General features: G+C 59.5%; 18 protein-coding genes. 13 read left to right on the forward strand and 5 right to left on the reverse strand.

Going from position 1 to position 16,907, the window contains the following annotated elements; translation table 11 throughout:
* Positions 1-353 precede the first annotated feature (353 nt).
* Positions 354-1,574, reverse strand: a complete 1,221-nt coding sequence (locus EGM97_RS17980) for a CaiB/BaiF CoA transferase family protein (RefSeq protein WP_238963130.1) — start codon at positions 1,572-1,574, stop codon at positions 354-356.
* Positions 1,575-1,586: 12 nt separating this feature from the next.
* Complete coding sequence (locus tag EGM97_RS17985; RefSeq protein WP_053149643.1) at positions 1,587-2,768, reverse strand: acyl-CoA dehydrogenase; 1,182 nt, start codon at positions 2,766-2,768, stop codon at positions 1,587-1,589.
* Between the two features lie 157 nt (positions 2,769-2,925).
* On the opposite strand from EGM97_RS17985, the gene EGM97_RS17990 reads away from it, so the two are divergent.
* The 10 genes from EGM97_RS17990 to EGM97_RS18035 all read left to right on the forward strand — a co-directional run bounded on the left by EGM97_RS17990 (position 2,926) and on the right by EGM97_RS18035 (position 12,730).
* Positions 2,926-3,825 (forward strand): LysR family transcriptional regulator, encoded by a 900-nt coding sequence (locus EGM97_RS17990; protein WP_238963131.1) that lies wholly within the window; start codon positions 2,926-2,928, stop codon positions 3,823-3,825.
* A gap of 432 nt (positions 3,826-4,257) precedes the next feature.
* Entirely contained in the window at positions 4,258-5,379 is a 1,122-nt protein-coding gene (locus EGM97_RS17995) for a Re/Si-specific NAD(P)(+) transhydrogenase subunit alpha (RefSeq protein ID WP_053149638.1), read from the forward strand.
* Positions 5,380-5,394: 15 nt separating this feature from the next.
* Positions 5,395-5,715 (forward strand): NAD(P) transhydrogenase subunit alpha part 2, encoded by a 321-nt coding sequence (locus EGM97_RS18000; protein WP_003220416.1) that lies wholly within the window; start codon positions 5,395-5,397, stop codon positions 5,713-5,715.
* Positions 5,715-7,151: an NAD(P)(+) transhydrogenase (Re/Si-specific) subunit beta gene (locus EGM97_RS18005; RefSeq protein WP_238963132.1), complete on the forward strand. Its 1,437-nt coding sequence runs from the start codon at positions 5,715-5,717 to the stop codon at positions 7,149-7,151. Before EGM97_RS18000 ends, EGM97_RS18005 begins: the two co-directional genes overlap by 1 nt.
* Before the next feature lie 199 nt (positions 7,152-7,350).
* The gene (locus EGM97_RS18010) at positions 7,351-8,844 is read left to right on the forward strand and encodes an acetyl-CoA hydrolase/transferase family protein (protein WP_238963133.1); all 1,494 of its coding nucleotides are present in this window, start codon (positions 7,351-7,353) and stop codon (positions 8,842-8,844) included.
* 318 nt (positions 8,845-9,162) lie between these two features.
* Positions 9,163-9,378 carry a DUF1127 domain-containing protein gene (locus tag EGM97_RS18015; protein ID WP_053149631.1) on the forward strand — a complete coding sequence of 72 codons (216 nt, stop codon included), beginning with the start codon at positions 9,163-9,165 and terminating at the stop codon, positions 9,376-9,378.
* Positions 9,379-9,691: 313 nt separating this feature from the next.
* Positions 9,692-10,009, forward strand: coding sequence for a DUF2388 domain-containing protein (locus EGM97_RS18020; protein ID WP_053149628.1), 318 nt, complete (start codon positions 9,692-9,694; stop codon positions 10,007-10,009).
* 107 nt (positions 10,010-10,116) lie between these two features.
* On the forward strand, positions 10,117-10,425 hold the full coding sequence (locus EGM97_RS18025) for a DUF2388 domain-containing protein (RefSeq protein ID WP_238963134.1): 309 nt from the start codon (positions 10,117-10,119) through the stop codon (positions 10,423-10,425).
* 26 nt (positions 10,426-10,451) lie between these two features.
* Entirely contained in the window at positions 10,452-10,772 is a 321-nt protein-coding gene (locus tag EGM97_RS18030; RefSeq protein WP_053149622.1) for a DUF2388 domain-containing protein, read from the forward strand.
* On the forward strand, positions 10,769-12,730 hold the full coding sequence (locus EGM97_RS18035) for a DUF7844 domain-containing protein (RefSeq protein WP_238963135.1): 1,962 nt from the start codon (positions 10,769-10,771) through the stop codon (positions 12,728-12,730). Before EGM97_RS18030 ends, EGM97_RS18035 begins: the two co-directional genes overlap by 4 nt.
* A 53-nt stretch (positions 12,731-12,783) precedes the next feature.
* Here the strand turns inward: EGM97_RS18035 and trpA are convergent, their stop codons facing one another.
* Together trpA and trpB are read right to left on the reverse strand one after the other, a co-directional pair.
* Positions 12,784-13,593 (reverse strand): tryptophan synthase subunit alpha, encoded by an 810-nt coding sequence (trpA, locus tag EGM97_RS18040; RefSeq protein ID WP_238963136.1) that lies wholly within the window; start codon positions 13,591-13,593, stop codon positions 12,784-12,786.
* Positions 13,593-14,825 carry a tryptophan synthase subunit beta gene (gene trpB, locus EGM97_RS18045; protein ID WP_238963137.1) on the reverse strand — a complete coding sequence of 411 codons (1,233 nt, stop codon included), beginning with the start codon at positions 14,823-14,825 and terminating at the stop codon, positions 13,593-13,595. The genes trpA and trpB overlap by 1 nt, the downstream gene beginning before the upstream one ends.
* A 112-nt stretch (positions 14,826-14,937) precedes the next feature.
* Here trpB and EGM97_RS18050 point away from each other — a divergent pair, with 112 nt between their 5' ends.
* Complete coding sequence (locus EGM97_RS18050) at positions 14,938-15,834, forward strand: LysR family transcriptional regulator (RefSeq protein WP_238963138.1); 897 nt, start codon at positions 14,938-14,940, stop codon at positions 15,832-15,834.
* Here the strand turns inward: EGM97_RS18050 and EGM97_RS18055 are convergent.
* On the reverse strand, positions 15,828-16,154 hold the full coding sequence (locus tag EGM97_RS18055; protein ID WP_232777543.1) for an ElaB/YgaM/YqjD family protein: 327 nt from the start codon (positions 16,152-16,154) through the stop codon (positions 15,828-15,830). The two genes, EGM97_RS18050 and EGM97_RS18055, sit on opposite strands and share 7 nt — an antisense overlap.
* Before the next feature lie 157 nt (positions 16,155-16,311).
* Between EGM97_RS18055 and EGM97_RS18060 the strand changes: the two genes are divergently transcribed.
* Together EGM97_RS18060 and EGM97_RS18065 are read left to right on the forward strand one after the other, a co-directional pair.
* The gene (locus tag EGM97_RS18060; protein ID WP_053149602.1) at positions 16,312-16,527 is read left to right on the forward strand and encodes a dodecin; all 216 of its coding nucleotides are present in this window, start codon (positions 16,312-16,314) and stop codon (positions 16,525-16,527) included.
* 113 nt (positions 16,528-16,640) lie between these two features.
* Entirely contained in the window at positions 16,641-16,862 is a 222-nt protein-coding gene (locus EGM97_RS18065; RefSeq protein ID WP_238963139.1) for a DUF1161 domain-containing protein, read from the forward strand.
* Positions 16,863-16,907: the final 45 nt, after the last annotated feature.

The following is a 16,907-nucleotide window of genomic DNA, read 5'->3' on the forward strand; positions in this document are numbered from 1 at the left end:
TCAACCACTTGCGCTTTCGATCTCTCGTTAGCGGGAGGCGAATTCTACAGCGTTAGTCGCTGCTGTCAACACCTCTTTTTTGCCGCTTTCGACCGAGAAGATCGAACCGTCAACTGAGCCCAAGAACGGCTCTAGCGACTCCTTCCGTGCTTCGATGACCTGAAGCCCCGCTTCACCGAAACTTACTTAACTCATTGAATTTCAAGAAGTTTTCCGTTTCGACTGCGCCGGAAGTGGGGCGAATTATAGAGACTCAGAATCTGCCGTCAACCCTTAATTTTACTTTTCTATCAATAAGTTGCGTTATCGGGGAGAACCTCTCCTCCGCGCCGCCTCTATATAGACAGAACGACTCAAAGAACTCCTGCCTCCCCAAGCGCCATCAATGCAGCCTCATCCAACCCCAACACGCGTTGCAGGACCCCAACCGTATGCTCCCCCAGTAAAGGTGGCGCGCTGCGATATTCCACTGGCGTCTCGGACAGTCTGATCGGGCTCGCCACCTGCGGCACTTTACCGGCCAGAACATGAGGCAGCTCAAGCGCCAACCCACGGGCCTGTACTTGTGGATCGGCAAACACTTGGGCCAGATCATTGATAGGCCCGCACGGCACCCCCGCCTGTTCCAACAGAGCAACCCATTCGGCCGTCGTCTTGAATACCGTCGCTTGGCGAATCAACGGAATCAATACCGACCGGTTCGCAACCCGTTGTTTGTTCGTCGCGAAACGAGCGTCATCCGCCCACTGCGGCTGACCCGCCACCTCGGCAAACTTGCGGAACTGTCCATCATTGCCCACGGTAAGGATGAAGTTACCGTCAGCCGTAGGAAAATCCTGATAAGGCACGATGTTCGGATGAGCATTGCCCAGCCGCTTCGGCGCGACGCCTGTAGTCAGATAGTTCATCGCCTGGTTAGCCAGGCAAGCCACCTGGACATCCAGCAAGGCCATGTCGATATGCTGTCCGCCACCGGCATGATCACGATGAGCCAGCGCTGCCAGGATGGCGACGCTCGAATATAACCCTGTAAGGATGTCCGTCAGCGCGACCCCGACCTTCACCGGTCCCGCCCCCTCATCGCCTTCAGGTCGCCCGGTAAGACTCATCAGCCCACCGAGCCCCTGGATCATGAAGTCATACCCGGCACGCTTGGCATAAGGGCCCGTTTGGCCGAACCCGGTGATCGAGCAATAAATCAACTGCGGGTTGATTACTTTCAGAGAGTCATAGTCCAGGCCATACGCCGCCAGCCCGCCCACCTTGAAGTTCTCGATCAGGATGTCGGACTTGGCCGCCAGCTCTCGCACCAATCTTTGCCCTTCGGGTCGCGTGAAGTCGATGGTGACCGATTGCTTGTTGCGGTTGGCCGACAGGTAATAAGCCGCCTCAGTGGTGTTCTCGCCGTCCGCGCCCTTCAGGAAGGGCGGCCCCCAGGCTCGCGTATCGTCGCCGTTGCCGGGACGCTCGACCTTGATGACCTCAGCCCCCAGGTCCGCCAGGATCTGCCCGGCCCAGGGCCCGGCCAAAACTCTGGATAAATCCAGTACCCGCAGGTGCGAAAGCGCGCCCATGACCGCCTCCTATTAATAGAACGCCTGGATACCGGTTTGGGCGCGCCCAAGAATCAGCGCATGAACGTCATGGGTCCCTTCATAAGTATTCACCACTTCCAGGTTGACCAAGTGGCGGGCAATACCGAACTCATCCGAGATACCGTTGCCGCCCAACATGTCCCGCGCCATACGGGCAATCTCCAAGGATTTGCCACAGGAGTTGCGCTTCATGATCGAGGTGATTTCCACCGCTGCCGTGCCTTCGTCTTTCATACGCCCAAGACGCAGACACCCCTGCAGCGCGAGGGTGATCTCGGTTTGCATGTCGGCCAACTTCTTTTGGATCAATTGGGTCGCCGCCAGCGGGCGGCCGAACTGCTGACGATCCAGGGTGTATTGGCGAGCGGTATGCCAGCAGAACTCGGCGGCACCCAACGCACCCCAGGAGATTCCGTACCGTGCGGAGTTCAAGCAGGTAAACGGACCTTTCAGGCCGCGCACATCCGGGAAAATGTTCTCTTCCGGAACGAAGACGTTGTCCATGACGATTTCGCCTGTGATCGAGGCACGCAGCCCAACCTTGCCATGGATAGCCGGCGCACTCAGCCCCTTCCACCCCTTCTCCAGCACAAAGCCACGGATATCACCAGCGTCGTCCTTGCCCCAGACGACAAATACATCGGCAATCGGACTGTTGGTGATCCACATCTTGCTACCCGTCAGGCTGTAGCCACCCTCAACTTTGCGCGCACGGGTAATCATCGCGCCCGGATCGGAACCATGGTTCGGCTCGGTCAGGCCGAAGCAACCAATCCACTCACCGGAGGCCAGCTTTGGCAGGTACTTTTGTTTCTGGGCCTCAGTTCCGAACTCGTTGATCGGCACCATGACCAATGAGGACTGCACGCTCATCATCGACCGATAGCCAGAGTCGACGCGCTCCACCTCACGGGCAATCAGGCCGTAACTGACGTAGTTCAAGCCGCTGCCACCGTATTGCTCGGGAATGGTCGCGCCGAGGAGACCTACTTCACCCATTTCACGGAAGATCGCCGGATCGGTTTTTTCATGGCGGAACGCTTCCAGTACTCGCGGCGCGAGCTTCTGCTGGGCGAACTGCTCAGCAGTGTCGCGGATCATGCGCTCTTCTTCGGTGAGCTGCTGGTCCAGCAGCAATGGATCGATCCAGTTGAAGCTCGCTTTACCGGCCATGAAAAATTCCTCGTCAATCGGATGAAAAAACGTGGATTGATCCTAGGCGCGGTTTCCTACGAGGGCAAACGAGGATTCCGCATAGTGTTGTGCTAATTTCTCACTCCGTAAACGCCATATACCCCGTTTATGCAGATGATCAGTGAGGTGCCTGTACATGCGTCGAAAGATTCCCAGCACTGCGGCCCTGGTCAGCTTCGAGGCGGCCGCACGCCATGAGAGCTTCACCAAGGCCGCACAGGAGCTGTCCCTCACCCAAGGCGCCATCTGCCGACAGATTGCCAGCCTGGAGGACTTCCTCAGCGTGGAGCTGTTCCGACGCTCACGGCGTGGCGTCAAACTGACCGAAGCAGGTCTTTCCTATAGTCGCCGCGTTGCCACCCAACTGGACGCCGTCGAGCGCGACACACTTTCAGTCATGGGTCACACCGGCGCTAACGTGATCGAGCTGGCGGTGGTGCCTACCTTCGGCACCCAGTGGTTACTGCCGCGCCTGAAGGACTTCCAGCAGCAACATCCGGAAGTCACCGTCAACCTGACCAACCGCACCCGGCCATTCCTGTTCGCGGATACGGAATTTGACGCTGCCATTTACTTTGGCGATGCGGACTGGTCCGGCACCGAATCCCACAAGCTCATGGGCGAAAATCCGATGCCGGTCTGCAGCCCGTCCTTATTGAATAATCAAAGCCACCTGACAGCGGATGCGATCGCCGAATTGCCGCTGCTTCAGCAAACCACTCGCCCGTACGCCTGGCGCCAATGGTTCAACGCCCAACATCTCAATGTGGCTCGCGACCTGACAGGCCCACGCTATGAACTATTCTCCATGCTTGCCCAAGCGGCCATGCATGACATGGGAATCGCCTTGATTCCGCCTTTTCTGATCCAGCGCGAGCTGGCAGAAAAAAGATTGGTGGTCGCCAACCGGAACGCGCTGTCGAGCATCAAGGCTTACTACCTGATGATTCCCGAACGAAAGGTGGAATCCGCGTCTCTTCGAGCTTTCCGCGATTGGTTGATCAAACAGGCAAATGGCTATGATCTTGATAAATAAGGAAAAGCTATATAACCGACTCCGGTAGTAAGCTAACCAAAAGCGCTACAGATATAAGTTTTTGTCGCATACAGTCAATCTGTTATGAAATCGGTACAGTAGTCTCAGAACCGTTCAAATACGTGGCTTTGAGCCATATCGTGCAAGCCATGGCAGCTTATTCACGCAGCCGATGTGAATTTTTATCGATTTGCGCTTTAAGCCTTGAAATGCACGGTCTGCAAGGGATCAGGCCTGACAGTTGCGACATTCGGTCACAGGGTGACTTGTAGTTAATTTTCCGTCACACGTCATAATCCCTTGAAGGGTCGAAATTTCGCCTGCAAAATGCCGCGCCCCGCCTGATTCGGCGGGATCGTGCTGATCCGCCGCCCCAGCCGCGCCATCCGAAGTGCCTGGGTTTACTCAATAAGATCACGCAGGAGATTTGACGTGCACATTGGTGTTCCTCTCGAAACCCAGACGGGTGAAACACGGGTTGCTGCTACCCCGGAAACCATCAAGAAGCTGATCGGCCAGGGTCATAAAGTCACTGTTCAAAGCGGCGCCGGCATCAAGGCCAGCGTTATCGACAGTGCCTATGAAGCGGCAGGCGCGACCATTGGCAGCGCCAGTGACGCGTTCGGAGCCGAGTTGATCCTCAAGGTGGTCGCGCCCAACGACAGCGAGTTGGCGCTGATCAAGAGCGGCACCGTCCTGGTGGGCATGCTCAATCCGTTCAACAACGAAATCATCGCCAAGATGGCCGAACGCGGCATTACAGCGTTCGCCCTCGAAGCCGCGCCACGTACTTCCCGGGCCCAGAGCCTGGATGTGCTGTCCTCCCAAGCCAACATTGCCGGCTACAAGGCGGTGCTGCTGGCAGCTCACTACTATCCACGCTTCATGCCGATGCTGATGACGGCCGCCGGCACCGTGAAAGCGGCGCGCGTGCTGATTCTTGGTGCCGGCGTGGCCGGATTGCAGGCGATTGCGACAGCCAAGCGTCTGGGCGCGGTGATCGAGGCGTCGGACGTGCGTCCGGCGGTGAAGGAACAAATCGAATCCCTCGGCGCCAAGTTCGTCGACGTGCCTTATGAAACCGATGAAGAGCGTGAATGCGCAGTCGGCGTCGGCGGCTACGCCCGTCCAATGCCGGCGAGCTGGATGCAGCGCCAGGCCCAGGCCGTGCATGAGCGCGCCAAGCAGGCTGATATCGTCATCACCACGGCACTGATTCCGGGCCGCAAGGCGCCGACCCTGCTCAGCGCGGAAACCGTCGCGCAAATGAAGCCCGGCTCGGTGGTGATCGACCTCGCAGCAGCCCAGGGCGGTAACTGCCCGCTAACCGTGGCCGATCAGGTGGTGGTCGAAAACGGCGTGACCATCGTCGGCCCGACCAACCTGGCCGGTGAAGTCGCCGCCGATGCTTCGGCGCTGTACGCCCGTAACCTGCTGGACTTCCTGAAGCTGGTCTTCACCAAGGAAGGTCAGTTCGACGTGAACCTGGAAGACGACATCGTCGCCGCGTGCCTGATGTGCCGCGACGGCCAGGTCATCCGCAAAAACGCCTAAGCAGGGATTCAGACAATGGAAGAGCTTATCTCCCCCGGTATCTACAACCTGATCATCTTTGTACTGGCGATTTATGTCGGTTACCACGTGGTCTGGAACGTGACACCCGCTTTGCACACGCCATTGATGGCGGTGACCAACGCCATTTCGGCGATCGTGATTGTCGGTGCCATGCTCGCCGCCGCGCTGACCGTGACCCCACTGGGCAAGACCATGGGCACCCTCGCCGTGGCCCTGGCAGCGGTGAACGTCTTCGGTGGTTTCCTGGTCACGCGCCGGATGCTTGAAATGTTCAAGAAAAAAGCCCCGAAAGCAAAAGAAGAGGCGCCCAAGTAATGAGCATGAATCTGGTAACGACGCTCTACCTGATCGCGTCCGTTTGCTTCATCCAGGCCCTCAAAGGCCTGTCACACCCGACGACTTCTCGTCGCGGCAACCTGTTCGGCATGCTGGGCATGGCGCTGGCGGTGCTCACCACTGTCGGCCTCATCTATAAGCTGGGCGCTGAGCTGACCACCGCGGGCATCGGCTATGTCATTGTCGGCTTGCTGATCGGCGGCACTGCCGGTTCGATCATGGCCAAGCGTGTCGAGATGACCAAGATGCCGGAGCTGGTAGCGTTCATGCACAGCATGATCGGCCTGGCCGCAGTGTTCATCGCCATCGCCGCCGTGGTGGAGCCGCAGTCCCTGGGCATCGTCAAGCAACTGGGGGATTCGATTCCGGCCGGTAACCGCCTGGAGCTGTTCCTCGGTGCGGCCATCGGTGCAATCACCTTCTCCGGTTCGGTGATCGCCTTCGGCAAGTTGTCGGGCAAGTACAAGTTCCGCCTGTTCCAGGGCGCACCGGTACAGTTTGGTGGACAGCACAAGCTCAACCTGACCCTGGGCCTGGCGACGCTGGGCTTGGGTGTGACGTTCATGGTCACGGGCAACTTCGGTGCTTTCGCCCTGATGCTGGCCCTGGCGTTCGTTCTTGGCGTGCTGATCATCATCCCGATTGGCGGCGCCGACATGCCGGTGGTGGTGTCGATGCTCAACAGTTATTCGGGCTGGGCAGCGGCCGGTATCGGTTTCTCGCTGAACAACTCGATGCTGATCATTGCCGGCTCCCTGGTGGGTTCGAGCGGTGCGATCCTGTCCTACATCATGTGCAAGGCCATGAACCGTTCGTTCTTCAACGTACTGCTTGGTGGCTTCGGCAACAGCGCCGATGCGGGCGGACCGGCAGGTTCGAAAGAAGCGCGCCCGGTGAAATCCGGCTCGGCTGACGACGCGACCTTCCTGCTGACCAACGCCGACACCGTCATCATCGTTCCAGGCTATGGCCTGGCCGTGGCGCGGGCGCAGCATGCGTTGAAAGAGCTGACCGAGAAGCTGACCCACCATGGCGTGACCGTGAAGTACGCGATCCACCCGGTGGCCGGACGCATGCCCGGCCACATGAACGTGCTGCTGGCCGAGGCCGAAGTGCCTTACGACCAGGTGTTCGAAATGGAGGACATCAACTCCGAATTCGGCCAGGCCGACGTGGTGCTGGTGCTCGGCGCGAACGACGTGGTCAACCCGGCGGCGAAGAACGATCCGAAATCGCCGATTGCCGGCATGCCGATCCTCGAGGCCTTCAAGGCCAAGACCATCATCGTCAACAAACGCTCGATGGCCAGCGGCTACGCAGGCCTGGACAACGAGCTGTTCTACCTGGACAAGACCATGATGGTGTTCGGTGATGCCAAGAAGGTAATCGAGGACATGGTCAAAGCAGTGGAGTAAACCTGCTCGATTTACCCAGAACGCCCCGACTTGTCGGGGCGTTTTGATTTGTATCAAGCCCCCCCTGTTACCGATCCGGTAATAATGTTTTGCCTGAAACGCCCGTAATAGACGCCTCAAATGCGACTTTTGTAGCGGGACGGGCGAGGAGTGAATTCACTAGACTGCGCATCCTGCTTCCAGCCCGAGATAGCCCTGTATGTACCAAGACCGCATCCGCCTGCCTTCGTTGTTGAACAAAGTGATGAGCGCTGCCGAAGCAGCCATGTTGATCCAGGACGGCATGACCGTTGGCATGAGCGGCTTCACTCGCGCCGGCGAAGCGAAAGCGGTGCCCCACGCCCTGGCCGAACGGGCCAAGGTCACGCCGTTGCAAATCAGCCTGATGACGGGCGCGAGCCTGGGTAACGACCTCGACAAGGAGCTCACCGAAGCTGGCGTGCTCGCACGGCGCATGCCTTTTCAGGTCGACAGCACGCTGCGCAAGGCAATCAATGCGGGCAAGGTCATGTTCATCGACCAACATCTTTCGGAAACAGTCGAACAACTGCGCAACGGTCAGCTCAAGCTACCTGACGTTGCGGTGATCGAAGCAGTGGCTATCACCGAACAGGGCCATATCGTGCCAACCACATCGGTGGGTAATTCGGCCAGTTTTGCGATCTTCGCCCGCCAAGTGATCGTCGAGATCAACCTGGCCCACAATCCGAATCTGGAAGGTCTGCACGACATCTATATTCCGACCTATCGCCCAACCCGCACACCGATCCCTCTGGTGAAGGTGGACGACCGCATCGGCAGTACCGCCATCCCGATCCCACCGGAAAAAATTGCGGCCATTGTCATCACCAACCAGGGCGACTCGCCGTCCACCGTCACGCCACCGGACAGCGACACCCAGGCCATTGCCGATCACCTGATCGATTTCTTCAAGCAGGAAGTGGCAGCCGGACGAATGACTAATAAGCTCGGTCCGTTACAAGCCGGCATCGGGAACATCGCCAATGCCGTGATGTGCGGGTTGATCGACTCACCGTTCGAGCAATTGACCATGTATTCCGAGGTGTTGCAGGACTCCACGTTCGACCTGATCGACGCCGGCAAGCTGAGCTTCGCCTCGGGCAGTTCCATCACGCTGTCGGATCGTCGCAACGCCGATGTGTTTGGAAATCTGGAAAAGTACAAGGACAAACTGGTCCTGCGTCCGCAGGAAATCTCCAACCATCCGGAAGTGGTGCGTCGTCTGGGCATCATTGGCATCAACACCGCGCTGGAGTTCGATCTCTACGGCAACGTCAACTCCACGCACGTCTGCGGCACCCGGATGATGAACGGCATCGGTGGCTCAGGGGACTTCGCGCGCAATGCGCACCTGGCGATTTTCGTCACAAAGTCGATTGCAAAGGGAGGGGCGATCTCCAGCGTCGTGCCGATGGTCAGCCATGTGGACCACACCGAGCATGACGTCGACATCCTCGTCACCGAAATCGGCCTGGCCGACCTGCGAGGCCTGGCGCCACGGGAGCGGGCGCGGGTGATCATCGACAATTGCGTGCACCCATCCTATCGCCAGCCTTTGAACGAGTACTTCAAGGCCGCGTGTGCCATGGGTGGACATACACCTCACATTCTGCGTGACGCACTGAGTTGGCACCTGAACCTGGAAGCAACCGGGCGCATGTTGGCGGTTTGATACAGCTGCAACACGGTTACCGCACCTACAGTTTTGATCATCCAGGCAAGCACGGCCTGTTTCGTCAAAAACTGTACTGCTGTACCGGTATTTTCCGTAGGACATTTCTTTCCCAGTGCCATCAAAGCGCGATAAATGCACCAAAACAGCGCAGACAGGTACAGTTGCCTCAATATGGACCAGTACACTGCGGTTTAACAGTTAACTGGTCACGCACAATACAGGTGAACTGTATCTACAGTGACTGGCCAAACGAGAGGATCATGGGCACCAGTTAAACCACTACCTGATCCCGCCACAAGCGGAAGGATGTCAACCATGGAACGTACACTCAGTTCCGAGCTGTTTTTCGAAGACAAAGCTGCAAAAAACCAGGCTTCCCTGCCTCTTCGCATTATCGCCAACCTGATGCTGTGGCAGCGCCGCATCGCCAGCCGCCATCAACTGGCTCGTCTGGATTCGCGCCTGCTGGCCGACGCCGGTATCAGCGAAGCACAGCGCTACGAAGAGCTGAGCAAGCCGTTCTGGCGCTAATTCAGCGTCGCTGGCCCTGACCCACCGGGTCCACCGCCAGCACCGAATTGAACAAGCAGAACCCGTCGCGGGAAACCGCGACGGGTTTTGTCGTTTCAGGGCGCCTGCTTTCAGAAAGCGCCGATATAACAGTTATAGAAGACGACAAAATCAACCAGTACAGTTTCCTTGAGGCGCCTCCAACTCACTTCATAAAGCTGTCTTCCTTCACGTTCTGACTTAATATCGGATGAACGTGGCGAAGCGAGTCGAGTACGCGTCTCCTCTTTCAGCTACCTGCACCGGCATCACCTCATACCCAAGGAGTTTCATCATGAACCGACTTCGTCTGCTCAGCGCCGCAACCCTGTTGGCCGTCGCCGCCCAAGCCAATGCCAGTAGCTTCATCGTCACCACCGATTCCATCGTAGGAGCGCTCAAGGCGACTTCCGACGTGACGTCCGATGCCACCTCGTCGCTGCGAGACAACAAAATCGTCCAGGCCGCCCGTGACGACGCCGCCAGCTTCGTGGCCAGTGAAGGTGCCATCCGTGGTGTGAAACTCGAAAGCGCCCTGGATTACATCCGCCAGCAGGCTCCCCAGTTGCAAGCCACTGACGCGCAACTGGCCCAAGCCATCCTGGTGATCTGATCCCAACATGAAACATCGGACACCCAATGGTGTTTCGATGTTTCAGCGCTGGCTCTGGCCCGCAGGTTTGCGCTAGCCTTTGGACTCGCCATCAACTGTCGAGTCCCATGCGTTTTCACTCCGATCTGTTCATCGCCGTTTTCTTCCTTGCCTCTTGCTGGTCCGTTCCAGCTCATGCCTTCGATGTGTCCACCCAGCAACTGGTTGCCAGTGGCTACGCCACGAGCATGGTGACCTCCGCGCCCTTCGACCATAAAATAGTCGCCGCCGCCCGCGACGACGCTGCGGCATTCGTTGCCAGTGACGGGCAATTGCGAGGTGCAAGGCTGGAGTCGGCCCTGGATTACCTGCGCCAGACCCGGCCAAAACTTCACGCCAGCGACCTTGAACTGGCACAGGCAATTCTCGTCCAATAGTTATCCCTATATTTCGGAGTCGTTCCATGCGTAGCCCGCTGATTGCTGCCGCCCTAGGCCTGTTGGTATTGGCCGATGTGGCCCAGGCACATACCCTGGTAGCCACCAGTAACATCATCGTTCGTGCTTCCCAGCGTTCGATCGATTTCACCTCCGATACCACCACGTCCATCCGTGATTCGAAGATCATTCGTGAAGCCCACGACGATGCGGCCAGCTTCGTTGCCAGCAATGGTGAAATCCGTGGCGCACATCTCGAAGCCGCTTTCGACACCTTGCGTACCCGCGTGCCGGAAGCTCGCGACGCCAGTGACCAGGTTCTCGCCGAAGCCATCCTCGCATTGTGAGGCGGCTCGCCGCCTGGCTGACCGCCGGGGTGATGCTGCTCATGGGCAGCACCGCCCAGGCCGGTTTGCAACTGCACCTCATCGATGAAGGCCTGAGCCCGGCACAACAGCAGGCCAGCCAGGCACTGCTCGATGAAGCCATGCAGGCCCTGCCACCGCGCTTCATCGAGCGACTGGATCGACGTATCGATGTCGGCTGGACCGACCAGATGCCGCCCAACGCCTACGGCCAGGCCTCGCTCGTGTCGGAACTCGATCTCAACCGCAACCTGCTGGACAGCCTCACCGACGGCAGCGCCGCCACACAGAAGACCCATCGCCCCCACGGCACCGTACGACGGGAACTGCTCGCCACGGTCCTGCACGAACTGACTCACATCTACGACCGCGCACGCCTGTGGCCAGACGCCGAACGCACACTGATCCAGCGGTGTACCCGGCGCAACGGCAGCGCGGGCTTGATCGGCCTCCCCGACGAGTGCCGAGGCCAGAACGACCGACGTTTCACTCTCAGCGACGATCCCCGCCTGCTGGACCTCGCCGGCTGGCCGCAATACGTCGGCCGTCGTGGAGAACGGGAACAGCATAACCGGCAGGTCGCCCGCAGCCCGGATCTTTACGAGACGAGCAGTCCGAAGGAGTTCGTTGCGGTCAACATGGAGTATTTCCTCCTCGATCCGAGCTACGCCTGCCGACGCCCCGCCCTGTATCGCTACTACCAGGAACATTTCGGTTGGGCTCCCGCCGCAAAGGACACTTGCGCCAAATCGTTCGCGTTCCTCAACGCCGGTAACGACTTCGCCAGGACGCCACTGGGCAAGGTCGATCCCGAGCGGGTCTATGCCATTGACTACTTGCTGGCCGAAGCCAACCAGAACTGGGTCAGCCGCTGGGGCCACAGCATGCTCCGGCTGGTGATCTGCGCGCCGGGCCGTCCTCGTGGACCGGATTGCCGGCTGGATCTGGATCAACACTTGGTGCTGTCCTATCGCGCCTTCGTGGGCGATGTGCAGTTGTCGAGTTGGGACGGACTGGTGGGCAAATACCCGTCGCGCCTGTTCGTCCTGCCACTGGCCCAAGTCATCGATGAATACACCAAGACCGAATTGCGCAGCCTGGCATCGGTGCCGTTGAACCTGTCGCGTACCGAGATCGAGGAAACGGTCGAACATGCCGCCGAGATGCACTGGAGCTACGACGGCAATTACTACTTCCTGTCCAATAACTGCGCGGTGGAAAGCCTGAAGCTGTTGCGCAGCGGCAGCAATAACGAGCAACTCAAGGGCCTCGACAGCATCATGCCCAACGGTTTGCTGGAGGTGCTCAAAGGGCGGGGCCTGGCGGATACCAGCGTGCTTGACGATCCCAAGGAAGCCTTGCGCCTGGGCTACCGCTTCGACTCATTCCGCGAGCGCTATCAGGCTATGTTCGAAGTCCTGAAAAAGCACCTGCCCATCAAGCAGCAAACGGTTGAGGACTGGCTCGCCCTGGACGCTGCAGAACGTCGCATCTGGTTCGAACAGGCAGACCTGCGCACCAGCGCGGCGTTGCTGCTGCTGGAACAGGCCAGCTATCGCCGGCAACTCCTGCTGGCTCAGGATGAAGTCAAGCAGCGTTACCTCGGTGCCCGTGAGCTTCAGAACGGCGGCATGGAAAGGGCCAACGCGACGCTGCAACAGATTCTCGTCAACAGCGGTTTCCTGAGCCGTCCCGCCGAGCTGCTGGGCAGCAGCGGTTACGGGTTGCCACAGCCTGGCGAATGGCAACGGCTGGAGTCGGAAAGCAGCCTGCGACAGAAACAGCTGCAAACCTTGACCGGTGATCTGGATAAGGAAGTCCGGGCGCTACTGGAGCCACGTCGCGCCGCTGAAATAGCCGCCAGCGAGGCCAACGTCAAAGAGATCGGCGAACACTTGCGCAAACTGCACAAGGCCGGCGGCGGATTGGAGCTGCCGTAAATGTATAAAGGGGTTCAGAACCTGGTTCTGAACCCCTTTTTCGTACAGCTTGATCAGATGCGAGCCTTGCGCACGCCCTCCGCCAAAGCGGAGCACAGGCTCAACACCCCGTCGATCGCCTGCGCTGGCGTGTCGGCACTGGCGATATGGTCGATCAACGCCGAGCCCACCACCACTCCGTCAGCCAACCGTGCAATTGCGGCAGCCTGCTCCGGCGTACGGATGCCGAAGCCGATGCTGATCGGCAGATCAGTATGGCGACGCAGACGCGCCACGGCTTCTTCCACATGCTCCAGCGTCGCGGCACCGGCGCCGGTCACACCCGCCACCGACACGTAGTACACAAAGCCCGAACTGCCATTGAGCACGGTCGGCAACCGCGCATCATCAGTGGTCGGAGTAGTCAGGCGAATGAAGTCCAGGCCGGCAGCCTGGGCCGGTTCGCACAGCTCGCTGTTGTGCTCGGGCGGCATGTCCACGACGATCAGGCCATCGACCCCAGCGTCCAGCGCCTCGCCAATGAAACGCTGCACGCCATACCGATGGATCGGGTTGAAGTACCCCATCAGCACCAGCGGTGTTTCGGTGTTGTCCTGGCGGAACTCGCGAACCATCTGCAGGGTTTTCGCCAGGTTTTGCCGCGCTCCCAGCGCACGAATGTTAGCCAACTGGATCGCCGGGCCGTCGGCCATCGGATCGGTAAACGGCATGCCCAGCTCGATCACATCGGCACCGGCCGCCGGCAGGCCCTTGAGAATCGCCAGCGAGGTGTCGTAGTCCGGGTCACCGGCAGTGACGAAGGTCACCAGGGCGGCGCGGTTCTGTTCCTTGAGTTCGGCAAAACGGGTTTGCAGGCGGCTCATCAGTGTTTCTCCTGCTGGGACTGTTCCATATGGTGCATCACGGTTTGCATGTCTTTGTCGCCACGGCCGGACAGGTTGACCACCATCAAATGGTCCTTCGGCAGGTTCGGGGCGCGTTTGAACACTTCTGCCAGGGCATGGGAGCTTTCCAGGGCAGGAATGATCCCCTCCAGGCGGCAGCATTTATGGAACGCATCCAAGGCTTCGGCATCGGTGATCGAGGTGTACTGGACGCGGCCGATGTCATGCAACCAGGCGTGTTCCGGGCCGATGCCCGGATAGTCGAGGCCGGCGGAAATCGAATGGGCGTCGATGATCTGGCCATCTTCGTCCTGCAACAGGAAGGTACGGTTGCCGTGTAACACCCCGGGCACACCGCCGTTCAGGCTGGCGGCGTGCTTGCCGGTCTCGATGCCGTAGCCCGCCGCTTCGACGCCAATGATTTCAACGCTCTTGTCATCGAGGAACGGGTGGAACAGCCCCATGGCGTTGGAACCGCCGCCGATGCAGGCCACCAGGCTATCGGGCAGGCGACCTTCCTGGGCTTGCAATTGATCGCGGGTTTCCTTGCCGATAACGGCCTGGAAATCGCGGACCATGGCCGGGTACGGATGCGGGCCGGCCACGGTGCCAATCAGGTAAAACGTGCTATCGACGTTGGTAACCCAGTCACGCAGGGCCTCGTTCATCGCATCCTTCAGGGTGCCGGTACCGGCGACCACCGGGATCACTTCGGCACCCAGCAGCTTCATGCGGAACACGTTGGCCTGCTGGCGCTCGATATCGGTGGTGCCCATGTAGATCACGCATTCCAGGCCAAAACGCGCGGCCACGGTGGCGGTCGCCACGCCGTGCATACCGGCGCCGGTCTCGGCGATGATGCGTTTCTTGCCCATGCGCCGCGCCAGCAGGATCTGACCGATGCAGTTGTTGATCTTGTGGGCGCCGGTGTGGTTCAGCTCCTCGCGCTTGAGGTAAATCTTGGCACCGCCGCAGTACTCGGTCAGGCGCTCGGCGTAATAGAGCGGGCTTGGGCGACCGACGTAGTCACGCTGGAAGTAGGCAAGCTCTTCGATGAAGGCCGGATCTTCCTTCGCCACCTCATATTCACGGGCCAGATCGAGAATCAACGGCATCAGGGTTTCGGCCACATAGCGGCCACCGAATGCACCGAACAGGCCGTTGGCGTCAGGGCCGCTGCGCAGATTGAAGGGGGTCGTAGACTGGGTCATCGGGCGCTCCAGGCAAATGCTCACAAGGACAATGAAGGTCACTCTACCCCTGACATCCGCCCCTGAAAACCGATAAGATCGCCACAACCTGTCAGGAAAACTCACACATTCGATGAGCCACGACCTTCCTCCGCTTAACGCCCTGCGCGCCTTCGAAGCGACCGCCCGCCTGAACAGCGTAAGCCAGGCGGCGGAGCAACTGCATGTCACCCACGGTGCCGTCAGCCGTCAACTGAAGGTGCTCGAGGATCACCTGGGCGTCAGTTTGTTCGCCAAGGACGGTCGCGGCCTTAAACTCACAGATGCCGGCTTGCGCCTGCGTGATGCCAGCGCCGAGGCTTTCGATCGGTTACGCAGCGTTTGCGCGGAGCTGAGCCAAAGCACGGCTGACTCGCCGTTCGTGCTGGGCTGCTCGGGCAGCCTGCTGGCACGCTGGTTCATTCCGCGCCTGGGCCGGCTCAATGCGGATCTGCCGGACCTGCGCCTGCACCTGTCCGCCGGAGAGGGCGACCTTGATCCCAGACGACCGGGGCTGGACGCGCTGCTGGTGTTTGCCGAGCCTCCGTGGCCGGCGGATATGCAAGTGTATGAGCTGGTCGGCGAGCGGATCGGTCCGGTCATGAGCCCGCGTTATGCCGGATTCGTCCATCTGAAAAGCGCACCAGCCGGTGCGTTGCTGGGGGAACCACTGCTGCACACCACGTCCCGCCCCCAAGCGTGGCCGACCTGGGCACGGCAAAACAACCTCGATCCCCAGGGACTGAAGTTAGGCCAGGGCTTTGAGCATTTATATTATTTACTGGAGGCCGCTGTCGCAGGGTTGGGTGTGGCCATCGCCCCCGAGCCATTGGTGGCAGAAGACCTGCGCGCCGGCCGCCTGGTCGCGCCTTGGGGCTTCGATGAAACCCCGGCGCGACTGGCGTTGTGGCTACCCAAGCGCGCCGCGGACGGCCGCGCCCGGCAACTGGCCCAATGGCTCAGGCACGAGCTGGGCCAGCCGACTCAGTGACCGCGTTTGCACAGCAAATAGGCAGCCAGCAAACCGATGGCGCCCACCGCCACGCCCGCGGTGGTCCACGGGTGTTCCTGAGCGTAGTCGCGGGTGGCAAGCCCGGTTTCGCGGGTTTTCACCTTGACCTCTTCATACGCGTCGCTGAGCAGATGCCGGGAATGTTTCAGTGCGTTCTCGGCATTGGCCTTCAGCGCCTTGAGGGTCTTACGCGACTCGTCCGACGTGTCATCCTTCAGGGTTTCCAACGACTTGAGCAGATTCTCGATCTCCGCTTCCATGCTTTGCAACGAGGCTTTACGTAACGAAGTGCTTGCCATGGTGGCTCTCTCCTGCAGTGGTTGAGTGCGTGTGAAAGTTGGGACTCCAGCCGTTTGTGAAAGTGCAGTAAATCTGAACTTTCACAGCGTAAACGGCGACACACGTAAGGCGAACAATCGCTGCTAGGCTGTTCAGACAACCTAAAGGAGAAACGTCATGAGTGATCACCACACGTACAAGAAGGTCGAGCTGGTCGGCTCATCTCCCACCAGCATCGAAGACGCCATCAACAATGCCCTGGCCGAGGCCAGCAAAAGCCTCAAGCATCTGGAATGGTTTGAAGTCACCGAAACCCGTGGGCACATCGAGAATGGCCGGGCGGCGCACTTCCAAGTGACCCTCAAAGTCGGATTCCGGATCGCAAACAGCTGATCGCGATGAACTTGCTCGCTGGCGGAGTGCCATAGGGAATGGCGATGCGCTATTGTCTGCGCGTCACGATTGTCCATACCTGCCTTATTCGATCCGACCAAGGAGTGCGAGCGATGAAAAAGTTGATGGTAGCCCTGGGCTTGTTGAGCCTGGCGGGCGGTGCATTTGCGGCCGGCAAGCCTTGCGAAGAACTGAAAAGTGAAATTGCGGCGAAACTGGATGACAAGGGCGTGTCGGGTTATACGCTGGAAATCGTCGATAAAGGCGCGGCGGCTGATGGAAAGATCGTCGGCAGTTGCGAGGGCGGTACGAAGGAAATCGTTTACAAGAAGTGATGCCCCAGAAACGAAAAAGCCGACGCATGCGTCGGCTTTTTCATG

The sequence above is a fragment of the Pseudomonas sp. AF32 genome (assembly GCF_022342325.2).
In the GTDB taxonomy this organism is placed as follows: Bacteria; Pseudomonadota; Gammaproteobacteria; order Pseudomonadales; family Pseudomonadaceae; genus Aquipseudomonas; species Aquipseudomonas uvaldensis.

What these genes read in the sequence shown, in the direction of transcription:
- EGM97_RS17985 (WP_053149643.1), bottom strand. Translation starts at nt 2,768, where the DNA reads ATGGCCGGTAAAGCGAGCTTCAACTGGATCGATCCATTGCTGCTGGAC.
- EGM97_RS17990 (WP_238963131.1), top strand. Translation starts at nt 2,926, where the DNA reads ATGCGTCGAAAGATTCCCAGCACTGCGGCCCTGGTCAGCTTCGAGGCG.
- EGM97_RS18010 (WP_238963133.1), top strand. Translation starts at nt 7,351, where the DNA reads ATGTACCAAGACCGCATCCGCCTGCCTTCGTTGTTGAACAAAGTGATG.
- EGM97_RS18015 (WP_053149631.1), top strand. Translation starts at nt 9,163, where the DNA reads ATGGAACGTACACTCAGTTCCGAGCTGTTTTTCGAAGACAAAGCTGCA.
- EGM97_RS18060 (WP_053149602.1), top strand. Translation starts at nt 16,312, where the DNA reads ATGAGTGATCACCACACGTACAAGAAGGTCGAGCTGGTCGGCTCATCT.
- EGM97_RS18050 (WP_238963138.1), top strand. Translation starts at nt 14,938, where the DNA reads ATGAGCCACGACCTTCCTCCGCTTAACGCCCTGCGCGCCTTCGAAGCG.
- EGM97_RS17980 (WP_238963130.1), bottom strand. Translation starts at nt 1,574, where the DNA reads ATGGGCGCGCTTTCGCACCTGCGGGTACTGGATTTATCCAGAGTTTTG.
- EGM97_RS18005 (WP_238963132.1), top strand. Translation starts at nt 5,715, where the DNA reads ATGAGCATGAATCTGGTAACGACGCTCTACCTGATCGCGTCCGTTTGC.
- EGM97_RS18025 (WP_238963134.1), top strand. Translation starts at nt 10,117, where the DNA reads ATGCGTTTTCACTCCGATCTGTTCATCGCCGTTTTCTTCCTTGCCTCT.
- EGM97_RS18000 (WP_003220416.1), top strand. Translation starts at nt 5,395, where the DNA reads ATGGAAGAGCTTATCTCCCCCGGTATCTACAACCTGATCATCTTTGTA.
- EGM97_RS18055 (WP_232777543.1), bottom strand. Translation starts at nt 16,154, where the DNA reads ATGGCAAGCACTTCGTTACGTAAAGCCTCGTTGCAAAGCATGGAAGCG.
- EGM97_RS18065 (WP_238963139.1), top strand. Translation starts at nt 16,641, where the DNA reads ATGAAAAAGTTGATGGTAGCCCTGGGCTTGTTGAGCCTGGCGGGCGGT.
- trpB (WP_238963137.1), bottom strand. Translation starts at nt 14,825, where the DNA reads ATGACCCAGTCTACGACCCCCTTCAATCTGCGCAGCGGCCCTGACGCC.
- EGM97_RS18030 (WP_053149622.1), top strand. Translation starts at nt 10,452, where the DNA reads ATGCGTAGCCCGCTGATTGCTGCCGCCCTAGGCCTGTTGGTATTGGCC.
- trpA (WP_238963136.1), bottom strand. Translation starts at nt 13,593, where the DNA reads ATGAGCCGCCTGCAAACCCGTTTTGCCGAACTCAAGGAACAGAACCGC.
- EGM97_RS18020 (WP_053149628.1), top strand. Translation starts at nt 9,692, where the DNA reads ATGAACCGACTTCGTCTGCTCAGCGCCGCAACCCTGTTGGCCGTCGCC.